The following is a 22,042-nucleotide window of genomic DNA, read 5'->3' on the forward strand; positions in this document are numbered from 1 at the left end:
CGCCTATCCGGTCTTCTTGTCCTTGAGCAGCTGCTCGACGGCGTCATTCTTCAGCTTCAGCCAGGGCGAGTCGGCCGAGCCCTGCAGCGCCGCCTCCGGGCTGTCCGTCCGGGTCCACCACTTCGCCTCGAAAACATGCCCGTCGAACAGGATCCTCTCGCCTTGGCGGTAGACCTTGTCCGCGCTCCATTCGGGGTAGGTCCCGGCCGGGACCGTGACCTCCGGGAGGGGGCGGTCGCCGGGCAGGACGGGGCCGATGAGCCGCCAAGGCGTGCTGGCGCCGGCGAGCACCGGATTGTCCGGGACGTCGCCGCGGGTCCACCACTTGGCCTCGTACACGTTGCGCCGCCACACGGCCCGGTCCTGCGCGACGTAGGCGTTCGTTTCGTTCCAGATCGGATACGGGCTCGTGGCCGGATCGTCGACGACGGCGGTGGCGGTGCCCGTGGATGTCGCCGTCGCGTCGGGGCCGGGCAGCGGGGCGCTATCCAGCCCGGCGCCGAGAACCCGTGAAAACAGGGCCCCGCCCTGCTCGACACCGCTGCAACCGTCGGAAACCCGGGTGACGTCGGGATAGTTGGGGCTGCACGTCGCGTCCCGGTTCAGCGACCACATGGACATCCGGCCCACGCCCTTGGCGGCCGCGAATTGCTGCAGGCCCCGGGCGTCCGCCAACGTGAAGACCTCGCCCTGGACGTCGTTCTGCCCGATCATCGGGGTCAACCCGATCTTGCGCCACAGCGTTTCGTCGCCCAGCGTCCGGCCCCGGGACTGGTAGGCGCCGGCCAGTTGGGCGTGGGTCGCCGCCGCGGCGGCGGTGGATGCCTGGAGCATGCCCTGCCCGGGAGCCCGGCTGCCGCCGAAGTCCATGGTCATGACGTTGGCCCCGGTCAGATCGACGCCGGCATCCAGCATGGATCCCACCGCCGCCACACCCTCCGCGGTGAGCCCGGACGGCGCCACAGGCAGCGTCAGCCAGACGGACAGCGGCTTGCCGGCGGCGGCACGGTCCTTCTGCAGGGCAGCGATCGCCGCCGCCCGGCGTTCCAGCGACGGGCCGTCGGCCAGCGCCGCACCCTCGATGTCCAGGTCGATGCCGGTGAGGTCGTAACGGTCCACGACCTCCGCGTAGGCCGACTTCAGCTTGGCGGGGTCCGTGCAGACCGTGGCCAGCTCGTCGTTCACCTGGCCGCCGAACGAGACCGACACCCGCCCGCCCTGCTGCACCAGGCGGGCGATCCTCCGGTCCAGGTCCAGCGCCTGGCCGGCGGCCGGCAGGTCATAGGCCGAACCCCAACTCGGCCGGCAGCGATCGGTCTTGTCCGCCACGATGAAGGACAGCACCACGGACTTTGCCGGATCGGACACCGGTGACTCGAACGCGTAGGTGGGTGTTGCGGTCACATCCACATAGCCGGCGAAGATCGACGGCGACGCTGACGCCGCCCGGGCGTCCTGGAAACGACTCCACGCCACGAAACCGGCACCGGCGACGACGGCGAAAGCCAGCACCATGACCCCGAGACGGACCATGGACAGCTTTCGTCCCGGGAAACGCTTGGACACAAATACCCCCCGCATTGTTCTTTCGGTCGACCATGATTCGAGAACCGGGTTCCCTGATTGTCGCCGCCTGACGACCGCGCCGTAGACCTATTGCGCGGCTGTTGCCGACCGGCGGCTGGAACTGTTCAACGTGCATTATCATAAGGGCAAGAACCGGGACATTTTTCCACTGCGGTGAAATGACAGCGGTGAAATGTCTGTGATGACGCGCCCTGGCGCCCGATGCGCCGCGCCTTTAAGTTTGTGGGGGGAAATGCCTGAACTATTGCTCACTGCCGAGCCTGCGATGGCCGCACCGGACGGGGCCGCACCGGCAGCGGCGCGTAGGAACCAATGGGGTTCCGAACGGCGCTCGGAACCCCTGTCGATCGTGCACCCGAGACCTTCGGAGCGGAAAATCACGCTGGGGCGGCTCGGAATCGCCGTCACCATCGCGGCCTGGATTGCCTACATTATCTCCACGGTGCTCAAGCAGTTGGCCGACAACCCCAATTCCGGCTTTCGGTTCCGGTTTGAAACCGCTTCCTACGTCACCGTCGTAACATTCCTGACTTTCTCGGCGTTGATGTATCTTGTGGCCCGACAGGGCGCAATGTATCGATTCCGGGACCACCGGCGGGTGCCCCGCGGCGAACTGGACCGGCACTTTGCCGAGTACGGGGAAGCCGTCACGGTCTTGGTCCCGTCGTACGCCGAGGAGCCAAACGTCGTGCGAGCCACGTTGTGGTCGGCGGCGCTGCAGGAATTCCCGGACCTGTCGCTCGTGCTGTTGGTGGACGACCCGCCGAACCCGTCGGAGCCGGACACCGCCGCCCGCCTGGCCGCAACCCGCGCGCTGGCCGGCGATATTGCCGACGCCCTGGCCGCCCCGGCGGCGCGCGCCAACGCCGCCCTCGACGCGTTTCGCCGGCGGAGTACGCCCCGGTCCACCCCCGGCACCGCGGACCTCGTCCAGCTCATCGACGAGTATGAGGCCGCCGCCGGCTGGCTGGAGGCCATGGCCGAGGCCGAGCGGGTCGAGGACCACGTGGACGAATTCTTCGTGGACCTGGTCATCATGGGGCTGGCCCGGGAACTGCGGCTGGTCCTGCTGGCGCTGAGGTCAGCCCTGGCCCAGGACGAGGTCCCAGACCATGCCCGACTGGGCCAGCTCTATGCCCGGCTGACCTGGATCTTCAATGTCAAGACCAGGACATTCGAGCGGAAGAAGTACGCCGGCCTGTCGCATGAGGCCAACAAGGCCATGAACCTCAACGCCTACATCTCGCTCATGGGGCGGCGTTGGCGTCCCGAGGACACCGCTGGATCCGTTGTGCTCCGCCCCGTGGACGAGCCCGGGGACGCGGCCGAAACGGACCTCGACATCCCGGACAGCGCCTACCTGCTGACGCTGGACGCCGATTCGCTGCTGCTGCGCGACTATTGCCTGCGGCTGGTCTACTTCCTCGAATCCTCCGGGAACGAGCGGGTCGCGGTCACCCAGACCCCGTATTCCTCGTTCCGGGGCGCCCCGACCCGGATCGAACGCGTCGCCGGCGCCACGACCGACATCCAACATATCCTGCACCAGGGCATGACGTACTACGGTGCCACGTTCTGGGTCGGCGCCAACGCGGTCATCCGGAAGCGGGCCCTCGAGGACATCGTCGAGGTCGAGACGGTCGGCGGATTCGAGATCCGCACCTACATCCAGGACCGCACGGTCATCGAGGACACCGAGTCCAGCATTGACCTGGGCACCCACGGCTGGACACTGTCGAACTACCCCGAACGGCTCAGCTACAGTGCCACACCGCCCGATTTCGGCGCCCTGGTGGTGCAGCGCCGGCGCTGGGCGAACGGCGGGCTGCTGATCCTGCCGAAGCTGTGGACGCAGCTGCGCACCCGCCACCACTTGCGCCAGCGGATCCCCGGGCGCGAAGTGCTGCTTCGCGTGAACTACATGGCGTCCATCGCCTGGGCCAGTTTCGGATTGCTGTTCCTGTTGGCCTACCCGTACGACAGCCGTCTGCTCAGCCCGGTGGTCTTCCTGGCGGCGCTCCCCTATTTCCTGGCCATGGGCAGCGACCTGCGCGACTGCGGGCACCGTTTCAGCGACATCTTCCGCATCTATGGCTTCAACCTGGTGCTGCTGCCGGTGAACCTCGCCGGCGTGTTCAAGTCCCTCCAGCAGGCCTTCACCGGCGACAAGATCCCGTTCGTGCGCACGCCCAAGGTCAAGGACCGCACCGCGGCGCCGGCCGTCTATGTGCTGGTCCCCTACGCCATCGTCGCGTTCTCGCTGTTCACCATGTGGCGGGACGCGTCCCACGGCAACTGGGGGAACGTTGCCTTTGCCGGGCTCAACGCCGTCCTGGCGGCCGGCGCCATCCGGGCGTACGTGGGCATCCGGAACTCCGCCGTGGACATCTTCCTCGGGGCCCTGAACTGGCTGTACGTGAAGCCGAGGGAACCGGCCCGGCAGTCCGCCGTCGTCGTTCCCAAGACACCGGACGAGGTCGACTGGCAGTCCATCCTCTACCACGGCGACCGCAGGCTCAATCGCGACCTGCGCGGCGGCAATGACCGCCGGCGCCGGGTGTCGGTGCGATGACCACGGACACCTCCGCGGCGACATTGGCCCGGGACGACGCCTCGGGACCGGACACCGCCCTGGTCAGCGACGGCGGGATCCGGGTGTGGCTGGAGCCGCCGGGCATCCTGCGCGTCACCCTGCCCGAGAATGCCGCGGTCACCGGCGCCCACGCGGAGTCCGTGGCCGACCTGGTCCGGCAGCTCGCCGCGGACCGGCGGTATCCGCTGCTTCTTGACCTGACCGGGGCAACCTCGGTGAGCCGGGAGGCGCGAAAAGTGTATTGCCGCGCCGCGTCCGTCTGCGCCTACGCCCTGCTCGGGCACAGCCCGGTCGACCGGGTCCTGGCCCACTTCTTCCTGGGCACGGAGAGGCCAATGCTGCCGTCGAAGTTCTTCACCTCCGAGGCCGAGGCACTGGCCTGGCTGGAACGTCATGCCTGCCTCGACTGACGCGCTGGACCCGCGGCTGGGACGCCTGGTGGAGGGCATTGTGCAGCTGGCCGGTGGGGACCTGACCACCCGGATCGAGCCGTCCCCCGCCAGGGACGACATCGACGCCGTCATCATCGGGTTCAACCTGATGGCCGAGGAACTGCGCGCCGCCAACGCCGAACTCGAAAGGCGGGTGGAAAACCGGACCGCGCTGCTCCAGCAGGCACACCACCAGATGGAACGCATGTCGCTGACGGATCCGTTGACGAACGTGTACAACCGGCGCGCGCTGGTGATGTCCCTGGACCGGGCGATAACCGATGCCGTGGAGACTGCGGAGCCGCCGGCCGTGCTCCTGCTTGACCTGGATTCGTTCAAGGGTGTCAATGACAGCCTGGGGCACGGTGCCGGGGACCTGGTGTTGAAGATCGTCGCCCAGCGCATCCTGCACGCCGTGCGCGAGGGTGACATCGTGGCACGGCTCGGCGGTGACGAATTCGCCGTCCTGCTGCCGGCCACCTCCACCGCCCAGGCCAGGGTCGTGGCCGCCCGCATCGTGGAGTCCCTCAGCCAGAGCGTGACGGTTGATGACCGGCGGTTCAATTTCGGCGCCAGCGTCGGCATCGCGAGCCCCGAGGGAACGGACTCCGCCGAGTACCTGCTGGTCAAGGCGGATACGGCCATGTACGCCGCCAAGCGTGATGAGAATTCGAGCATCATGGCGTTCGACCCGGTCCTGCTGTATGCCCGCCAACGGCGCAGCCAGCTGGTCTCGGAGCTGCGCTCGGCAATCGACGCCGGCCAGCTGGTGCTCCACTACCAGCCCGTCGTCGAATTGGCCACCGGCCGGATCGAGGGTGTGGAGGCGCTGGTCCGGTGGAATCACCCGACGCGCGGCCTGCTCATGCCCGACGACTTCATCCCGTTGGCCGAGGAATCCGGGTCCATCGTCGACCTGGACGGTTGGGTGCTGCGTGCGGGCCTCGCCCAGCTGCGCCAATGGCAGACCACGCTGGAGTTGGACGATCGCTTCACCTTGCGGGTGAACATCTCGGCCGCGGAGCTCCAGCGGCTGGAGTTCGTCGACGACGTCCGCGCGGCCCTGGCGGCGGCGACCGTGGATCCGGCACACCTGGTGCTGGAGTTGACGGAGTCGAAACTGGTGACCGGCACCGACCTGGAACAGTACTCGCTGCGCGGTCTGCGCAACCTGGGTGTGGGACTGGACATCGACGACTTCGGCACGGGCTATTCGTCGCTCGCGTACCTGCGGAACCTGCCCATGGACGTCGTCAAGGTGGACCGGTCGCTGATCGGGGACGTGGCCACGGACGCCCGCCAGCAGCGATTCGTCGTGGCCTTGCTCGAGTTGATTCGCGCGTGCGGGATGGAGGCCGTCTTCGAGGGGGTGGAGACCCGGGACCAGGCGGAGATGTTGCGGAGCCTGGGCTGCACCAACGGCCAGGGGTTTTATTTCGGCCGGCCGGTCCCCGCCGGAGAGATCGAGGCGGTGCTGGCCGGCGCCGGCGGCCACCACCCGGTAAACTGAACCCAGGTGCGCCGGGAAGTCTGGTCGGCAAGTATATTTTCCGTACCCGCGAAACTGGAGACCCATGAAGCGCATCGAACGTCCCCACACCCTGCAACGCGGCAGCTACCCCGAATTCGTGCGCATCAGCGCCATCCTCCGCTCCGAGACCGTGGGCGGGGCCCTGCTGCTGGCGGCCACCGTCATCGCCCTGGCCTGGGCCAACTCGCCATGGTCGGCCGGGTACTTCTCGCTGCGGGACGCGACGATCGGGCCGGCCGCCCTGCATCTGGACCTGAGCCTTGGCACGTGGGCCGCCGACGGGCTGCTGGCCATCTTCTTCTTCGTCGCCGGGCTGGAGCTCAAGCGCGAATTCGTGGCCGGCGACCTGCGCAGCCCGGCCCGCGCGATCGTCCCGATCGCGGCGGCCGTTGGCGGGGTGGCCGTCCCGGCGCTGGTCTTCACGCTGGTCAACCTCACCGCCGGGCCGGGGGTGCTGCGCGGCTGGGCCATTCCGACGGCCACCGACATCGCCTTCGCGCTGGCCGTGCTGGCCGTGATCAGCACCCACCTGCCCGGGGCGTTGCGCACGTTCCTGCTCACGCTGGCCGTCGTGGACGACCTGCTCGCGATCGCCATCATCGCCGTGTTCTACCCGGGTGAGATGCACCTGCAATACCTGGCCCTCGCGCTCGCGCCGTTGGCGGCGTTCACCTGGCTGGTGCAGCGGCGGGTGCGCAGCTGGTACCTGCTGCTGCCGCTGGCGTTCGCCGCGTGGGCCCTGGTGCACGCCTCGGGCATCCACGCGACGGTGGCCGGGGTGCTGCTGGGCTTTGCCGTGCCGGTGCTGCGGTCGGCCCGCGGTGGCGGCCCCGGTGCCGGTCCCGGCCTTGCCGAACACTTCGAGCACCGCTTCCGGCCCTTGTCGGCCGGGGTGGCGGTGCCGCTGTTCGCGTTCTTCTCGGCGGGCGTGGCGGTGGGCGGTGCGGCGGGGCTGCGTTCGGCCCTGTCCGATTCGGTGGCCCTGGGCATCGTGGCTGCGCTCGTGGCGGGCAAGTTCGTCGGCGTGCTCGGCGCCACGTACGTCGTGACGAAGTCGACGCGAGCGTCACTGGCCGCCGGCCTGGCCTGGATCGACGTCGCCGGGTTGGCCCTGTTGGCCGGCGTCGGGTTCACCGTGTCGCTGCTCATCAGCGAGCTCGCGTTCGGTCACGACAGTCCGCACACCGACCATGCGAAGGTGGCCATCCTGGCCGGGTCGTTGATTTCCGCGCTGCTGGCGGCCGTCGTGCTGCGCGCCCGCAACCGGCACTACCGCCGGATTGAAGCACTGGAACGGGCCGACGACGGCGGCGTGCCGTGAGCACATCCGCGCGCCGAGTGGTCCTTGTCCTGGCCGTGCTGTATCTCGTGGCCCTGGCCGGCATCGCCTTTTGGCCCTCCCCCGTCGACAGACCAATCGACGGGGCGCTGATGCGCGTCCTGGACTGGCTGCATGGCTACGGCCTGCCGGCGTGGTTCATCGGTTACCGCAAGGTGGAGTTCGCCGCGAACATCGTTCTGTTCATCCCGTTCGGCATGCTGGCCACGCTGCTGCTGCCGGCCCGGCGCTGGTGGTTGGCCGTGGTGGCCGCCGCCGCCGTGTCCGGCGGCATCGAGACCACGCAGGGGCTGTTGCTGCCGGCACGGGTCGCCAGCTGGAGCGACCTCGTGGCGAACACGTCCGGTGCGCTGGCCGGCGCCGCGGCCATGGCGCTCATGCTGGCCCGGCTGCGCCGGGTCTGACAAGCTCGACCGCCGCCGGCGATTGAGCCCGTCGAAATCCCGGGTCTCGACGAGTTCGACCACCGGTGATTGAGCCTGTCGAAATCACACGGCCTGCCTGAGCGCGTCCTCGGCCGCCACCCAGGCGAGCATGGCGCACTTGACCCGGGCGGGGAACTTGGCGACGCCGGACAGCGCCGCGGCGTCCCCCAACACGTCCTCGTCGCCGACCACGGCGCCCCGCGACCGCATGACCACGCGGAACTGCTCGATCAACCCGGCCAGCTCCTCCGGCGTCATGCCGACGGCCAGTTCCGCCAGGATGGACGCCGAGGCCATCGAGATCGAGCAGCCGTCCCCCGACCACAGCAGCTCGCCCACCCGGGCACTTGCGGGCGTGCCGCCGTCGTCCGCGTTTTCCACCACGAGCCGCAACGTGATCTCGTCGCCGCAGACCGGGTTGAGCTGGTGGCACTGGCCGGTGCCGGCGGGCAGGTGGACGGCGGCCGCCTGGTCGTCGGTCAGCGTGGCGCCGTGCCGGGCCTTCGCCTGTTCCAGGATGATCTGCTGGTACAGCGAATCCAGGGCGCTCACCTAGGCCACCCCGAAGTAGCCGCGGACGCCGGCGACCGCGTCGAGGAACGCGTCGACGTCGTCGGTGGTGTTGTACAGGTAGGCGCTGGCACGGGTGGACGCGCTCAGCCCGAGCCGCCGGTGCAGCGGCTGGGCGCAGTGATGGCCCACCCGCACGGCGATGCCGGCCGCGTCGAGGAACTGGCCCACATCGTGGGCGTGCACGCCGGCCACCTCGAACGCGGCCAGCCCGGCCCGTTCCACCCCGGCGGCCGGACCCAGCACGCGGATGCCGTCGATCGCCTCCAGCCCGGCGACCAGGCGCTGGCCCAGTTGCGCCTCCCAGGCGTGGATGCGGCCCATGCCCGTCTCGTGCAGGTAGCGTGCGGCGGCGGCGAGCGCCACGGCCTGGGAGATCGGCTGCGTGCCGGCCTCGAAACGCTGCGGTGAGGGCAGGTATTCGGCCCGCTCCAGCGTGACCGTGGTGATCATCGAGCCGCCGGCCAGGAACGGGGGCAGCGCGTCGAGCAGCTCCGCCCGCCCGTAGAGGGCCCCGATGCCGGTGGGGCCCAGCATCTTGTGCCCGGAGAACGCGGCGAAGTCGACGCCCAGGGCCTTCACGTCCAACGGCAGGTGCGGGGCCGACTGGCACGCGTCCAGCACGACGAACGCGCCGGCCGCATGCCCCAGCGCCGCCAGTTCGGCGACCGGGTTGATGACGCCCAGGACGTTGGAGACGTGTGTGAAGGCCAGGATCCTGGTTCGCGCGCCGATGATGGACGCCGCCGCGTCGAGGTCCAGGGTGCCGTCGTCGAGGATGGGAATGTGCCGCAGCGTCGCACCGGTGCGCCGGCACAATTCCTGCCACGGGATGAGGTTGGCGTGGTGTTCCATCTCGGTCACCACGATCTCGTCGCCGGGGCCCAGCGCGAACTGCCGGGCATCCGCGCCGGTGTCGCCGACGCTGGCGTTCGAGAAGGCGTAGGCCAGCAGGTTCAGCCCGGCGGTGGCGTTGGCCGTCCAGACAAGTTCCCGGTCCGTGGCGCCGATGAACGCGGCCACCGTGGCGCGGGCGTCCTCGAACGCGTCGGTCGCGTCGACGGCCAGCGTGTGGGCGCCCCGGTGCACGGCGGAGTTGCGCTGCTCGTAGAACTCCTGCTCGGCCTCGAGCACGCAGGTCGGGTTCTGCGACGTGGCGCCGGAATCCAGGTACACGAGCGGGTGGCCGTTGACCCGTTGGCCGAGGATGGGGAAGTCATTGCGGATGCGGCGCACTTCGGCGTTCGTCAGCTCTGGGGTGTGGTCATGCGGGGCGGTAAGGGTCACCACGGTGCGCGCTCCTTGCAGGTTGCTTGCATGCTGTGCGCCGGGCATTAGGTCATGCCTGACTTCCCTAATTATTGCAGGAGTTCCAGCAGGTAGCTGCCATATCCGCTCTTGATCATCGGTTCGGCCCGAAGCCGGAGTTCGTCGTCGGTCAGGAAGCCCTGCCGCCAGGCGACCTCCTCGGGGGCGCCGATCTTCAGGCCCTGCCGGTTTTCGATGGTCCGCACGAACGTGGACGCGTCGTTGAGGTCGGCGAAGGTGCCGGTGTCCAGCCAGGCGGTGCCGCGCGGCAGCAGTTCCACGCGCAGGTCGCCGCGGGCCAGGTAGGCCAGGTTCACATCCGTGATCTCCAGTTCCCCGCGGGCGGAGGGCTTGAGCCCGGCGGCGATCTCGATGACGTCGTTGTCGTAGAAGTACAGCCCGGGCACGGCGTAGTTGCTGCGCGGGTTGGCCGGTTTCTCCTCGAGCGAGACGACGTTGCCGGCCCCGTCGAAGTCGACCACGCCATAGGCGGAGGGGTTCTTGACCCAGTAGCCGAAAATGGACCCGCCGGTGAGGTTGTCGTGCTTTTGCAACTGGGTGCCCATGCCGGGGCCGTAGAAGATGTTGTCCCCCAGGACCAGGGCGACCGTGTCGGTGCCGATGTGGTCGCGGCCCAGCACGAACGCCTGCGCCAACCCGTCCGGGGACGGCTGCTGGACGTAGCTGAGGTTGATGCCGAATTGCGAGCCGTCCCCGAGCAGGCGCTGGAACTGGTCGGCGTCGTGCGGGGTGGTGATGACCAGGATGTCCCGGATCCCGGCCAGGATCAGCGTGGAGAGCGGGTAGTAGATCATCGGCTTGTCATACACGGGCACCAGCTGCTTGCTGATGCCCAGGGTGATCGGATGCAGCCGCGAACCGGTGCCGCCCGCCAAGATGATTCCACGCATTGTTACCTCCCCATTTGCCCCGGTTGCGTGATTCCGCCCACAGCCACCACTACGCTGGGGCCATGCAGAGAATCTTGGTTACCGGGGGCGCCGGTTTTATCGGGTCGAACTTTGTCCACTATGTCATGGAACACACGGGATTCCGGGTCGTGGTGTTGGACAAGTTGACGTATGCGGGGAACCTGGCGTCGCTGGCGGGGCTGCCGGCGGACCGGGTCGAGTTCGTGCGGGGGGACGTCTGCGATGCGGCGCTGGTGGACGCCCTGGTGGCCCGGGTGGACGCGGTGGTGCACTACGCGGCCGAGTCGCACAACGACAACTCGCTGACCGACCCGTCCCCGTTCCTGCAGACGAACCTGGTGGGCACCTACACGTTGATCGAGGCGGCGCGCCGGCACGGGAGGCGGTACCACCACATCTCCACGGACGAGGTGTACGGCGACCTGGCCCTGGACGAGGCGGCCCGGTTCACCGAGGACACCCCCTACAACCCGTCCAGCCCGTACTCGTCGACGAAGGCCGGCTCGGACCTGCTGGTGCGGGCGTGGGTGCGCTCGTTCGGGCTGGCCGCGACGATCAGCAATTGCTCGAACAACTACGGCCCGTACCAGCATGTGGAGAAGTTCATCCCCCGCCAGATCACCAACGTCCTGGACGGGGTGCGCCCCAAACTGTACGGGGCCGGGGCGAACGTGCGCGACTGGATCCACGCCAACGACCATTCTGCGGCCGTGCTCGCCATCCTGGCGGACGGCGTGGTCGGGGAGACGTACCTGATCGGCGCCGACGGGGAACGCAACAACCGGGACGTGGTCGAGCTGATCCTGGCCCTGATGGGTGAACCGGCCGACGCGTACGACCTGGTCGCCGACCGGCCCGGGCACGACCTGCGCTACGCCATCGATTCGACGAAGCTGCGCACCGAACTGGGCTGGGCGCCCGCCTACGCCGATTTCGAGTCCGGCCTGGCCGCCACCATCGACTGGTACCGGGGCCACGAGGGCTGGTGGCGGCCGCAGAAGGCGGCCACCGAGGCCCAGTACGCCGGACTCGGACGCTGAGAAGGACGGATCGAGCATGGAGTACGCCAAACCCCTGGCCGCCCACCGCACGGCGATCGACGGGCTGCTGCTCTTCGACGTGCCCGTGCACGGGGACAACCGCGGCTGGTTCAAGGAGAACTGGCAGCGGGAGAAGATGCTCGCCGCCGGGCTGGCCGATTTCGGGCCGGTGCAGAACAACATCTCCTTCAACGCCGCAACCGGCACCACCCGCGGCATCCACGCCGAACCGTGGGACAAGTACATCTCCGTGGCGACCGGCACGGTCTTCGGCGCCTGGGTCGACCTGCGCGAGGGCCCGGGCTTCGGCACCCTGGTCACCGCCGAATTGGACCCGGCCACCGCCGTGTTCGTCCCGGCCGGGGTCGGCAACGCGTTCCAAACCCTGGCCGACGGCACCGCCTACACGTACCTGGTCAACGCCCACTGGTCCCCGGACGCCGCGTACAGTTTCCTGAACCTGGCCGACCCCACCGTCAACGTGCCCTGGCCCATCCCGCTGGCGCACGCCGAGCTCTCCGAGAAGGACAAGAACCACCCGTTCCTGGCCGACGTCACCCCGGTGCGCGGGAAGAAGACCCTGGTGCTCGGGGCCGGCGGCCAGCTCGGCCGCGCCCTGGCCGACGCGTACGACGGCGACCCGCGGGTCGAGTTCGCCCCGCGCCGCACGCTGGACCTCGCCGGCCCGGACGCGTTCGACGCCATCGACTGGACCGGCTACGACACCGTCATCAACGCCGCCGCCTACACCTCCGTCGACGCCGCCGAGACCCCGGCGGGCCGGGCCGCGGCCTGGGCCGTGAACGCCACCGCCGTCGCCGCCCTGGCCCGGGCCTGCACCGCGCACCGCATCACCCTGGTGCATCTCTCCAGCGACTACGTCTTCGACGGCACCGTCCCCGTCCACGGCGAGGACGAACCCCTCTCCCCGCTGGGCGTGTACGGCCAGGCGAAGGCCGCCGGCGACACCGCCGCGGCCACCGTGCCCCGGCACTACCTGGTCCGCACCTCCTGGGTCATCGGCGACGGCAACAACTTCGTCAAAACCATGGCCGGCCTGGCCGCCCGCGGCATCCGGCCCGCCGTGGTCAACGACCAGCACGGGCGGCTCACGTTCGCCACCGACCTCGCCCACGGCATCCGCCACCTGCTCGACGCGAACGCGCCATACGGCACCTACAACCTCACCAACGACGGCCCCGCCCAGACCTGGGCGGACATCGCCGCCGACGTCTACGAGCTCCTCGGCCACCCCCGCACGTCCGTCACCGGCACCAGCACCGCCGAGTACTTCGCCGGCAAACCCGACACCGCACCCCGCCCCCGCCACAGCACCCTGGACCTGGCCAAGATCACCGCCACCGGGTTCGCGCCACCACCCGCCGCGCGCCGGCTCGCCGAGTACCTCGACTCACTCAACCACAACGCAGGGACCGGCGCGTGAGCGGCGTGCGGGCCGTCGTCGTCGGCGGCGGCATCATCGGCACGGCCGTGGCCCGGGAACTGCTGCACTCCGGCACCGCCACCGAGGTCACGCTGTTCGAGAAGGAAGCCGCACTCTCCACGCACCAGACCGGGCACAACAGCGGGGTGGTGCACGCCGGGCTGTACTACGAACCGGGCGGGCTGAAGGCGACGCTGTGCCGGCGCGGCGTCGGCCTGCTGCGCGAGCTGGCCGCCCGCCGCAACGTGCCGTTCGACGAATGCGGCAAGGTCGTCGTGGCCCGCGACGAGGCCGAACGCGGGCGCCTGCACGCCATCCATGCCCGGGCCGTCGCCAACGGCGTGCCGGGGGTGCGCCTCATCGACCGGGACGAACTCGCCGTGCTGGAGCCGCATGCGCGCGGCATCGCGGCGCTGCACTCCCCCACGACCGCGATCATCGACTACCCCGCGGCCACCCGTGCGCTGGCCGCGGACTTCACCGAGGCCGGCGGCACGGTGCGGCTCGGCACGCCGGTGCGCTCGCTGACGGACGACGGCGGGCGGGTCACCGTGGAGCTGGGGACGGCCCCGGAGGTTTTCGATCTGGCGGTCAACTGCACCGGCCTGCAGTCCGACCGGCTGGCCGCGCGTTCCGGGGACGGGCGCAGCCCCCGGATCGTGCCGTTCTTCGGCGCCTACTTCCTGCTGCGCCCTGAACGCCGGGCCATGGTCAACGGGCTGATCTACCCGGTGCCCGATCCGCGCTACCCGTTCCTGGGCGTGCACCTGACCCGGCGCATCGACGGGGAAGTCATGGTGGGCCCGAACGCGTTCCTGGCCGCCGGCCGGGAGGCGTACGGGCCGTGGCGGGCCTCGGCGCGGGATCTGGCCGACGTGGCCGGCTTCGGCGGCTTCTGGCGGTTTGCGGCCGGCAACGTGCCGGCGGCGTTCCGGGAGGGCCGGACGGTGGCCAGCAAACGGGCGTTCGTGGCCGCGGCCCGCGCCTACGTCCCGGAGCTGCGGGTCGCCGACGTGGTGCCCGGGGGCCGCGGCATCCGCGCCCAGGCCATGAACGACGACGGCAGCCTGGTCGACGACTTCGTCATCACCGGTTCCCGGCGCCTGCTCCACGTGCGCAACGCCCCGTCGCCTGGGGCGACGTCGTCCATGGCGATCGCCGAGCACATCGTGCGGCAGGCGGCGGAACGGTTGGCGGCATGAGCGGGACGAATCCGTATTCGGCCTATGACCGGGGTGACAAATCAATGCACGGGAGATTGGAATTCGCCGCACATTTCCGCAATGCCGCCTGTAGGGTTTGACCATGGGAGTAAATCGACATGACAAGGTCTCGCTCGGGGGAATCGACGTTGACCTGCTCGAATTCACGGAGGCCATAGCGACCATTTCCACCCGGGCCCGCTCGCGGGACGGGCGGCCCTTGGGCGTGGTCTCGGTGAATCTGGACCACATCCACCATTTTGGTCCCGGGCAGCGGTGGCATGGCACCCTCGTCGGCCCGGAATTCCTCTTCTTGCTTGACGGGGCTCCGCTGGTCGCCCAGGCGGCGCGCAAGACCGGCCGGACCTGGCCGCGCCTGGCCGGCAGCGACCTCATCGACCCGCTCCTGGACGAGGCCGAACGGCACGGCACCCGGGTGGGGTTCCTCGGCGGCACCTCCGAAACCCATGAACTGCTCCGGGCGCGCCTGCGACAGGCGCGTCCCGACCTGCAGGTCTCGGGCTGGTGGGCCCCGGACCGGTCGGTCATCGCCGACCCCGCGGCGTCGACGGCCTTGGCGGAAGACATAAATCGCGCGGGGACCCAACTGCTGCTCGTGGGCCTGGGCAAGCCGCGGCAGGAGTTGTGGATGGCCCGCTACGGCCACCTGACCGGTGCCGGCGCCCTGCTCGGCTTCGGCGCCGCCGTCGATTTCCTCGCCGGCCGGGTCGCCCGTGCACCGCGCTGGGTCAGCGACCGGGGCCTGGAGTGGGCGTGGCGGCTGTCCCGGGAACCGGTCCGGATGGGGCGGCGCTACCTTGTCGACGGACCGGTGTCGTACATCGCCGTGCGCCGTGACAAGTCCGGGCCCGGCGGAATCCCGCAACCGGTGCCACCGCCCAGGGCCGGCGCACCGGTGACGCCGGGCGTCTTCGCCGGACCCGACGACCATGCCGCCGTCACCGCCCTGATCGTGACCTACAACAATGCCGGGGACGTGCCCCGCCTCATCGCCTCGCTCCGGGCGGAGACCGCCGACCAGCCGGTCCGCGTGATCGTGGCCGACAATTCCCCCGGAGACGACACCGTCCAGGCGCTGGCCGCCCACGACGACGTCACGACCATCCCGACAGGCGGCAACCTGGGGTACGCGGGCGGCATCAACATCGCCGCGGCGCACGCCGGCTCGACCGATGCGTTCCTGGTCCTCAACCCGGACCTGGCGGTCCAGCGGGGGGCGGTCAAGACGATGCTCCGGCGGCTCGAGGATTCCGCCGCCGCCGCCGTCGTCCCGTTGCTCCTGGACGAGGACGACGCCCTGTACCATTCGCTGCGGCGCGAGCCGACGCTGTCCCGGCAACTGGGCGACGCCGTCCTGGGTGCGCACCTGCCCTCGCGTCCGGGTTGGCTCTCGGAAATGGACACCGATGCCGAAAGCTACCAGCATCCGCACCCGGTGGATTGGGCCACCGGCGCCGCGGTGCTCGTCCGGGCCGACGCCGCCGCGGCCGCCGGGCCGTGGGATGAGAAATTCTTCCTCTACTCGGAGGAAACGGACTATTTCCACCGGCTGCGCAAGCTGGGCGGCAGCATCTGGTTCGAGCCCTCGGCCGCCATGCGCCATGCCCGCGGCGGGTCGGGGTCCTCGGCCGACCTCACGGCACTCATGGAGGTCAACCGTGTGCGCTACGCGGCAACCCACCACGCGCCGCCGTACGCGCTGGCCGTCCGCGCCATCACGGCGGCGGGCGCCATCGCGCGATGCGGGCAGCCGGGTCGGCGCCGTGCCGCGGCGGCGCTGCTGGGGCTGCGAGACTGGGATGACCTCCCCCGGGCCGTGCCCGCGACGGCAACGTCGGTCGCGCAGTCGCAGGGGTGCCCGGACGGATCCATCGTGATTCCGGCCCACAACGAGGAGGCCGTGATCGCGCGCACCCTGGCGCCCCTGGCCGACCTGGCCGCCTCCGGCGCCATCGAGGTCATCGTTGCCTGCAACGGCTGCACCGACGCCACGGCGGCCACCGCCCGCACGTTCCCCGGGGTGCGGGTCCTGGATATCGCCGAGGCGTCGAAGGCGGCCGCCTTGAACGCCGCCGACGACGCGGCAACCCGGTGGCCCCGCTTGTACCTCGATGCCGACATCGAGATCACCCCTGCTGCGGTCGGGGCTCTCTTCGAGGCGATGTCGGCCGATGGCACCCTGGCGGCGCGGCCCGAATTTCGCTATGACACAACGGGGGCCGACCGGCTGGTTCGGGCCTACTATCGCGCCCGCCGGCGGATCCCCGGCATGCATGAGCACCTGTGGGGTGCGGGGGCCTACGCCGTGACCGCGGCCGGCCACGAGCGTTTCACCCGGTTCCCCGACCTGACCGCCGATGACGCATTCGTCGACACGCTGTTCTCCGCGGATGAGAAGCTGGTCGTCCCCACCGTGCCCGTGATCGTCCGGACCCCCCGGACGACGGGCGCCCTGCTGGGCACGCTGAACCGGGTTTACCGGGGAAACCGGGAGCTGGCGGAGGCAACCGGAACGGCTCCATCGGTGCTGGCCCTGCTGCACGGCATCAGGGGGCCGCGCTCGTGTGTGGATGCCCTTGTTTACGGCTGCTTCGCCGTCGCCGGCAAGGTGCGCAGTCGCCGGCCGGGCACCGCCTCGACAGCCTGGGATCGGGACGAAAGCAGTCGCCTTGCCACACCGCGGCGGGCTGCGTAGCGGGTACACCGAAGGCGCCGACGACCGTGATCAAACCGCGCTCATGTTACGATTTGATCACGGGGGAGAATGTCAAGGTCCCATCGTCTCACTTCAGGAATATCCCACATGCACAAACACAGCACACCGCCACGCCCGGCGAAGGCCGGGGCTCGGAGCGGCTGGGCCGTCCGACGTCCAATAGCAACGCTTGCCGGTGTCTCGGCACTGGCCCTGCTCGTGCCGGCACTGGCCGTCGCGGCCACCACGTCGGCGTCGACGCCGACGCCGGCGCCGGCGGCAAACGTCACAGTCTTCCAATCCGCAGTGCCAAAAACGCTCACCGACCCGGACCGCACGTCCGTGGAGCTCGGCGCCCGCTTCTCCAGCTCCGTCGACGGCGAGGTCAAGGCCATCCGCTTCTACAAGGGGCCACAGAACGCCGGGCCGCACCCGGTCACGCTGTGGAGCGGCGCCGGAACGAAGCTGTCCACCGCCGTCCTGGCGTCGTCGAAGGAAAGCGCGTCAGGCTGGCAGACCGTCACGCTGCCGACTCCCATTGCCATCCGCAAGGGCCAGTCGTATGTTGCCTCCTACCTGGCGCCCAAGGGCGCCTACTCCGCCGATGAGCAGGGGTTGGCCACGGCCAAGACCCAGGGTCCGCTGACGATTCCCGCCGGCGGCGGCGTCTACGCGTACGGCAGCGGTGGAGTCTTGCCGAAGAACACGTACCACAACTCCAACTACTACGTCGACGTCGAGTTCGCCCCGTCACAACCAGGCGTGGCGACTCCTTCCGCGACGCCGTCGCCGTCCAGCACGGCCACCTCGACACCGTCAACGACCTCGACGCCGTCAAGCACGCCCACGTCGACGCCGTCAACGGCTCCGACGCCGTCCGCCACACCGTCTGCGACCCCCGACACGGGCGGCACCGGCACCGTTCCGGCGACGCTGAACCTGCCCCGCATTCCGTGGGAGGGCGGTTCTGCCTACTGGAAGCAGTTCCCGAAGGCGAATGCCGCCGGCTGGTCCGACCCCAGCTTCTTCCCCATCGTTGCCTGGTACGACGGCATGAGCTCGAACGCCGAGGCCCAGTACGACAAGAAGGTGGGCATCAACACATACATCGGCATGGACGCCTCCACGCCGTACAGCCTGTTCCAGGACAACAACCAGTTCTGGATCGGCGACAAGCTCAACAGCAGCTTCACCGACACCAGCACCAACTGGGTGGGCGATTTCCTCGATGACGAGGTCGACGGCCGGTTCACGCCGGCGGACGGCCGCAAGCACCTGCAGGACCTCGTCGACCAGAACAAGGGCGACGGCCGCTTCAAGTATGCCAACTTCACCCAGATGGTGATGAGCGGGGACATGAACCAGTCGGACGCCCAGGCGTACGTGAACAACTACACGGACGCCGTGTCCTTGGACATGTACTGGTACACGATCCCGTTCTGCTCCGCGACGCCATACCGGCAGAACTACATCGATGCGATCACCCAGCAGAATTGCCGCACGGCCTCCAGCTACGGCAAGACCATGGACATGATCCGCAAGCAGGATGCCGCCGACGGCAAGCTGCAGTCCCCGTGGCAGTTCGTGGAGCTGCTGAACGGCGGCCCCGGCGGCGGCCCGTTCACGGCGAACATCACCCCCGCCCAGCTCAAGGGTTCCGTCATGAGCTCCATCATCAATGAAGCCCGTGGCATCGTGTACTTCAACCAGAGCCTGTCCGGCCCTTGCCAGGCCAGCAACATCATCCGCCAGTCCCAGGTCACGCCCAACTTCTGCGGCAACGCCAACGTGGCGGCGGCCACCCAGGTTGACGGGCAGATCAAGGCCCTGGCACCGGTGTTGAACACGCAGTCGTACAAGTACTCGTTCGGCACCGGGCTGGACACCATGCTGAAGACCTACAACGGTTCCGCGTACATCTTCGCCATGGTTGACGGGAACTCCTCCCCGGGCAGCCGCACGTTCCAGCTCCCGGCCGACATCAAGGCCTCCTCCGTGCAGGTCGTGGACGAGAACCGCTCGATCCCCGTCGATGCGCAGGGGAAGTTCACTGATTCGTTCCCGACCGAATCCACCTACCACATCTACAAGATCGGCTAGCCTCGCCGAGACAAATGGGCCGTGGGCCGGACATTCGTCCGGGCCACGGCCCATTTCTTGTCCAAACCCACTTGTCCAAACCCACTTGTCCAAACCCACTTGTCCGGACCGGCTGTCCAGGCCGGGTTTCACCCGGTTCCCGGGGCGGTCCGGCGACGGCGCGGGTGCCGCTGTCGCCACAGCCGCACCACGCCGTCCACCATGATCGCCCCGGCCACCGACAAGCCCAGGGCCAGCATGGCAATGCCAACCAGGGCGTTTTTCTCCCTGGGCATCAATTGCGTGGCTGCCACCAGGTCAGGCTGGACAACGATCCGGGATTTGGTCCACACGCCCAATTCGTTCTGCGGCCCGGCGGCGAGTTTCACGATATCGGCGGACACCCTGTCCGCGGCCGCCAGCACCTCCTCCGCGCTGGGCTTGACGATTTCCACGGTGATGGTGGGGGTGCTGAAATTTGTCTGCCACTGCCCACCGGCGTTTGGCAGGTACACGGCCACGGCGTCCCTGAGCCCGGTCCCGTAGACCGGGGCCGTGGTGGGGATAATCGGTGAATTCGCGTGGGCCGATTGATACAGTCGCTCCACCAGGGCCGCGAACTTGACCACCGAGGAGGCCTCCGTGCGCAGCGCGTTGTTCTTGGTCGCTCCGGCCGGGGCCTGGAAATTCAGGTCGAACTTTGCGTAATAGACGCCCGGGACCGTCCGCGCCATCATCATGGCCGGGATGGCCAGCAGCAGGACGGCCGCCACAACGTACCACCGCCGACGCAACACGGCACCGAGCCGGCGCGCTCCGGTTTCGGCCGTCGTGGCGTCGGCCTCGGGGGCGCCCGCGGCCGAGGGGTGCTGCATGTTCCAGTGGGCCCCGCACAACCCCACGACCAGGAAAAGCATGCCGACCGCCTGCGGGAAGTGGAAGGCGTCAAAGAAGGCACACAGCAGGGCGCCGGCCAGCACGGCCCCCGCCAGGGCCGGCCCCATGGCGCCGAGCAGTCGATCCGTTCCCCGGCGCCGCAGGAGCGTTGTCAGGATGGCGGTCAGCATCAGGACGACAAAGGCCGTCAGGCCAACGATCCCGGTCTCGATGAGCAGGCCGATGTACTGGTTGTCGAAAATGCGGTAGGCGGGTCCCAACGTTCCCAGCCCCCGGCCCACCCAGGGGGACACGGCAAGGTAGTGGCCCACAACGGCAAGGCTGTCCGTTCGGGATGCGACGGACGGATCGCCACCTGAGAACATGCCGAGGATGGTTCCGGCGAGTCCCGGCACCAGGAAGTACATGACGGCCAGCCCCGCCCCGCCGACCCAGAGGGCGCGCACGCGGAGCCTCCGGTCCCACGTCGGGACCGACAGGGCCACGCCCGCCACGACGCCCAGCAGCGCCGAACGCGTCACCGACACCAGGGCCGCCATGAAGATGGCCGCCGCCGGGAACCAGCGCGCCAGCAGGGGTCGTTGCCGCTCATTGATCCCCAGGGTCAGCGCAATCGGCAGGATCATGGACAAGACGGCCGCGTACTCGAGGGCATGACGTGCGGTGGATTCGGGCCGCACAAATCCACCGCGGGTGTCCACGCCTCCGGTCCCCCCGGACGCCAGCCCGGGAATCTGGATCGAGTCCACGAAATTGTGTCCGGTGAAGAATTGTGCCAGTCCCAGCGCCGCATAGAGCCCGCCCATCAGGGACACGCGCCGGAGCAGCGCCACGAATCGTGCACGGTCGCGAATCCCGTCCACCCCGACCAGCACGACTCCGGCATAGGAGCCCACGTTCAGCAAGACCATGTTGGAGGCATTCGAATCGACGAAGGGCAGCACCGACAGGGTCGAGACCACATAACTGGCCAGGACGCACAGGATGAAGGCAAAGAGCGCCATCCGCACCGGTTGCCGGCGCCGGGTGTGGTTGTTTCGCGGGCTTCTCACATGGTGCCACGCCCACCACAACATCATGCCCAGCCCAAAGAGCGTCGCCGGCGATCCGGCGGCACCGAGCGGGCCAATCCCCCGGTCCGAGGGAATGACGAGCAGCAGGAAGAGGTAGGTCGACAGCACCGTTGTGGCGTCGGGTCCCTGGACCCTCGGCCGGGCGGCAGTGCGCGACGGCACCGGAACCACTGACAACGGCGCTGGCATGGACCCGCCGCTCACGTGCCTACGTCAACGGCGGAACTCCGGGCGCGCCGATCCTGCGAATCCAACGCCAACGACGGCGCGGGTTCGAGCCTGACCGGACCGAAGGGCGTGGCCTGGGCGGCATCCGGGGATGGAACTTGGCGGCGCCCCCGCTTGCGGGACATGAGCCGGTCCAGCAGACCGGTGAGCAAGAGCGTGGCCGCAAGGCCGCCGACGGCGGCCATCACCGTCATCTGGACTTGCTTCTTGGCAACTTTCGTGGGCTGCGCATCGGCCGACAACTCCAGCGTGCTGATCATGGAAGCGGCCGGCACCTTTTGCTCCACCTGCAGCTGCTGGAGCGTCTGGGGCACCAACGCGACAGCACCGTGCAACAGTTCCATGGCGGAGTCGGCCGAGTCGGTGGTGACGGTGACGGTCATGATGGGTCCGGTCGTGGAGGCGTCGGGGGCGACCGTCAGCTGCGCGCCCCGGTACCTGGCCAGAAGTGGTGCCGAGACCTCCGGCGACCCCACCTTGACCTGCAGGACGCCAAGAGCCTGCTCCAGCCCGCCGAGATACAGGTACGGATTGTCGCCAACGGTGACCGCCACCTTGGGCGGGATCAGCGTGATGCTCGCATTCGCCTCATATGTCGGCTTGACCATCCCGAAGACAAAATACGTTGCAACACCAGTAAGTAGCAA

At 69.1% G+C, this 22,042-nt stretch carries 16 protein-coding genes; 10 read left to right on the forward strand and 6 right to left on the reverse strand.

Going from position 1 to position 22,042, the window contains the following annotated elements; genetic code table 11:
- Window positions 1–3 precede the first annotated feature (3 nt).
- Complete coding sequence (locus tag EJC77_RS04990; protein WP_125610476.1) at window positions 4–1,533, reverse strand: chitinase; 1,530 nt, start codon at window positions 1,531–1,533, stop codon at window positions 4–6.
- 319 nt (window positions 1,534–1,852) lie between these two features.
- On the opposite strand from EJC77_RS04990, the gene EJC77_RS04995 reads away from it, so the two are divergent.
- The 5 genes from EJC77_RS04995 to EJC77_RS05015 all read left to right on the forward strand — a co-directional run bounded on the left by EJC77_RS04995 (window position 1,853) and on the right by EJC77_RS05015 (window position 7,885).
- The gene (locus tag EJC77_RS04995; RefSeq protein WP_125610511.1) at window positions 1,853–4,159 is read left to right on the forward strand and encodes a glycosyltransferase family 2 protein; all 2,307 of its coding nucleotides are present in this window, start codon (window positions 1,853–1,855) and stop codon (window positions 4,157–4,159) included.
- The gene (locus tag EJC77_RS05000; protein WP_125610477.1) at window positions 4,156–4,590 is read left to right on the forward strand and encodes a DUF7793 family protein; all 435 of its coding nucleotides are present in this window, start codon (window positions 4,156–4,158) and stop codon (window positions 4,588–4,590) included. The genes EJC77_RS04995 and EJC77_RS05000 overlap by 4 nt, the downstream gene beginning before the upstream one ends.
- The gene (locus EJC77_RS05005) at window positions 4,574–6,121 is read left to right on the forward strand and encodes a putative bifunctional diguanylate cyclase/phosphodiesterase (protein ID WP_125610478.1); all 1,548 of its coding nucleotides are present in this window, start codon (window positions 4,574–4,576) and stop codon (window positions 6,119–6,121) included. Before EJC77_RS05000 ends, EJC77_RS05005 begins: the two co-directional genes overlap by 17 nt.
- A 64-nt stretch (window positions 6,122–6,185) precedes the next feature.
- Entirely contained in the window at window positions 6,186–7,463 is a 1,278-nt protein-coding gene (nhaA, locus tag EJC77_RS05010) for a Na+/H+ antiporter NhaA (protein ID WP_125610479.1), read from the forward strand.
- The gene (locus EJC77_RS05015; protein ID WP_125610480.1) at window positions 7,460–7,885 is read left to right on the forward strand and encodes a VanZ family protein; all 426 of its coding nucleotides are present in this window, start codon (window positions 7,460–7,462) and stop codon (window positions 7,883–7,885) included. The genes nhaA and EJC77_RS05015 overlap by 4 nt, the downstream gene beginning before the upstream one ends.
- An 84-nt stretch (window positions 7,886–7,969) precedes the next feature.
- Here the strand turns inward: EJC77_RS05015 and sufU are convergent, their stop codons facing one another.
- The 3 genes from sufU to rfbA form a co-directional block, all read right to left on the reverse strand.
- Entirely contained in the window at window positions 7,970–8,458 is a 489-nt protein-coding gene (gene sufU / locus EJC77_RS05020) for a Fe-S cluster assembly sulfur transfer protein SufU (protein WP_125610481.1), read from the reverse strand.
- Window positions 8,459–9,766 carry a SufS family cysteine desulfurase gene (locus EJC77_RS05025; protein WP_240629785.1) on the reverse strand — a complete coding sequence of 436 codons (1,308 nt, stop codon included), beginning with the start codon at window positions 9,764–9,766 and terminating at the stop codon, window positions 8,459–8,461.
- A 68-nt stretch (window positions 9,767–9,834) separates the two neighbouring features.
- Window positions 9,835–10,695, reverse strand: a complete 861-nt coding sequence (gene rfbA, locus EJC77_RS05030; RefSeq protein WP_125610483.1) for a glucose-1-phosphate thymidylyltransferase RfbA — start codon at window positions 10,693–10,695, stop codon at window positions 9,835–9,837.
- Between the two features lie 62 nt (window positions 10,696–10,757).
- Between rfbA and rfbB the strand changes: the two genes are divergently transcribed.
- The 5 genes from rfbB (at window position 10,758) to EJC77_RS05055 (ending at window position 19,218) form a co-directional block, all read left to right on the forward strand.
- Window positions 10,758–11,756, forward strand: a complete 999-nt coding sequence (rfbB, locus tag EJC77_RS05035; RefSeq protein WP_125610484.1) for a dTDP-glucose 4,6-dehydratase — start codon at window positions 10,758–10,760, stop codon at window positions 11,754–11,756.
- A gap of 16 nt (window positions 11,757–11,772) precedes the next feature.
- The gene (locus EJC77_RS05040) at window positions 11,773–13,200 is read left to right on the forward strand and encodes a sugar nucleotide-binding protein (RefSeq protein ID WP_125610485.1); all 1,428 of its coding nucleotides are present in this window, start codon (window positions 11,773–11,775) and stop codon (window positions 13,198–13,200) included.
- Window positions 13,197–14,402: an L-2-hydroxyglutarate oxidase gene (gene lhgO, locus EJC77_RS05045; RefSeq protein WP_125610486.1), complete on the forward strand. Its 1,206-nt coding sequence runs from the start codon at window positions 13,197–13,199 to the stop codon at window positions 14,400–14,402. Before EJC77_RS05040 ends, lhgO begins: the two co-directional genes overlap by 4 nt.
- 103 nt (window positions 14,403–14,505) lie before the next feature.
- A complete protein-coding gene (locus EJC77_RS20925) occupies window positions 14,506–17,118 on the forward strand; it encodes a WecB/TagA/CpsF family glycosyltransferase (RefSeq protein ID WP_240629787.1) in 2,613 nt (870 codons plus the stop codon).
- 108 nt (window positions 17,119–17,226) lie between these two features.
- On the forward strand, window positions 17,227–19,218 hold the full coding sequence (locus tag EJC77_RS05055; protein ID WP_164520316.1) for a DUF4082 domain-containing protein: 1,992 nt from the start codon (window positions 17,227–17,229) through the stop codon (window positions 19,216–19,218).
- A gap of 128 nt (window positions 19,219–19,346) precedes the next feature.
- Here the strand turns inward: EJC77_RS05055 and EJC77_RS05060 are convergent, their stop codons facing one another.
- Window positions 19,347–21,275 (reverse strand): O-antigen ligase family protein, encoded by a 1,929-nt coding sequence (locus EJC77_RS05060; RefSeq protein WP_205786886.1) that lies wholly within the window; start codon window positions 21,273–21,275, stop codon window positions 19,347–19,349.
- 92 nt (window positions 21,276–21,367) lie between these two features.
- Window positions 21,368–22,003: a hypothetical protein gene (locus EJC77_RS05065; RefSeq protein WP_125610489.1), complete on the reverse strand. Its 636-nt coding sequence runs from the start codon at window positions 22,001–22,003 to the stop codon at window positions 21,368–21,370.
- Window positions 22,004–22,042 lie beyond the last annotated feature (39 nt).

Origin of the sequence: Specibacter cremeus, assembly GCF_003946885.1 — a bacterium.
Classification (GTDB): Bacteria; Actinomycetota; Actinomycetes; order Actinomycetales; family Micrococcaceae; genus Specibacter; species Specibacter cremeus.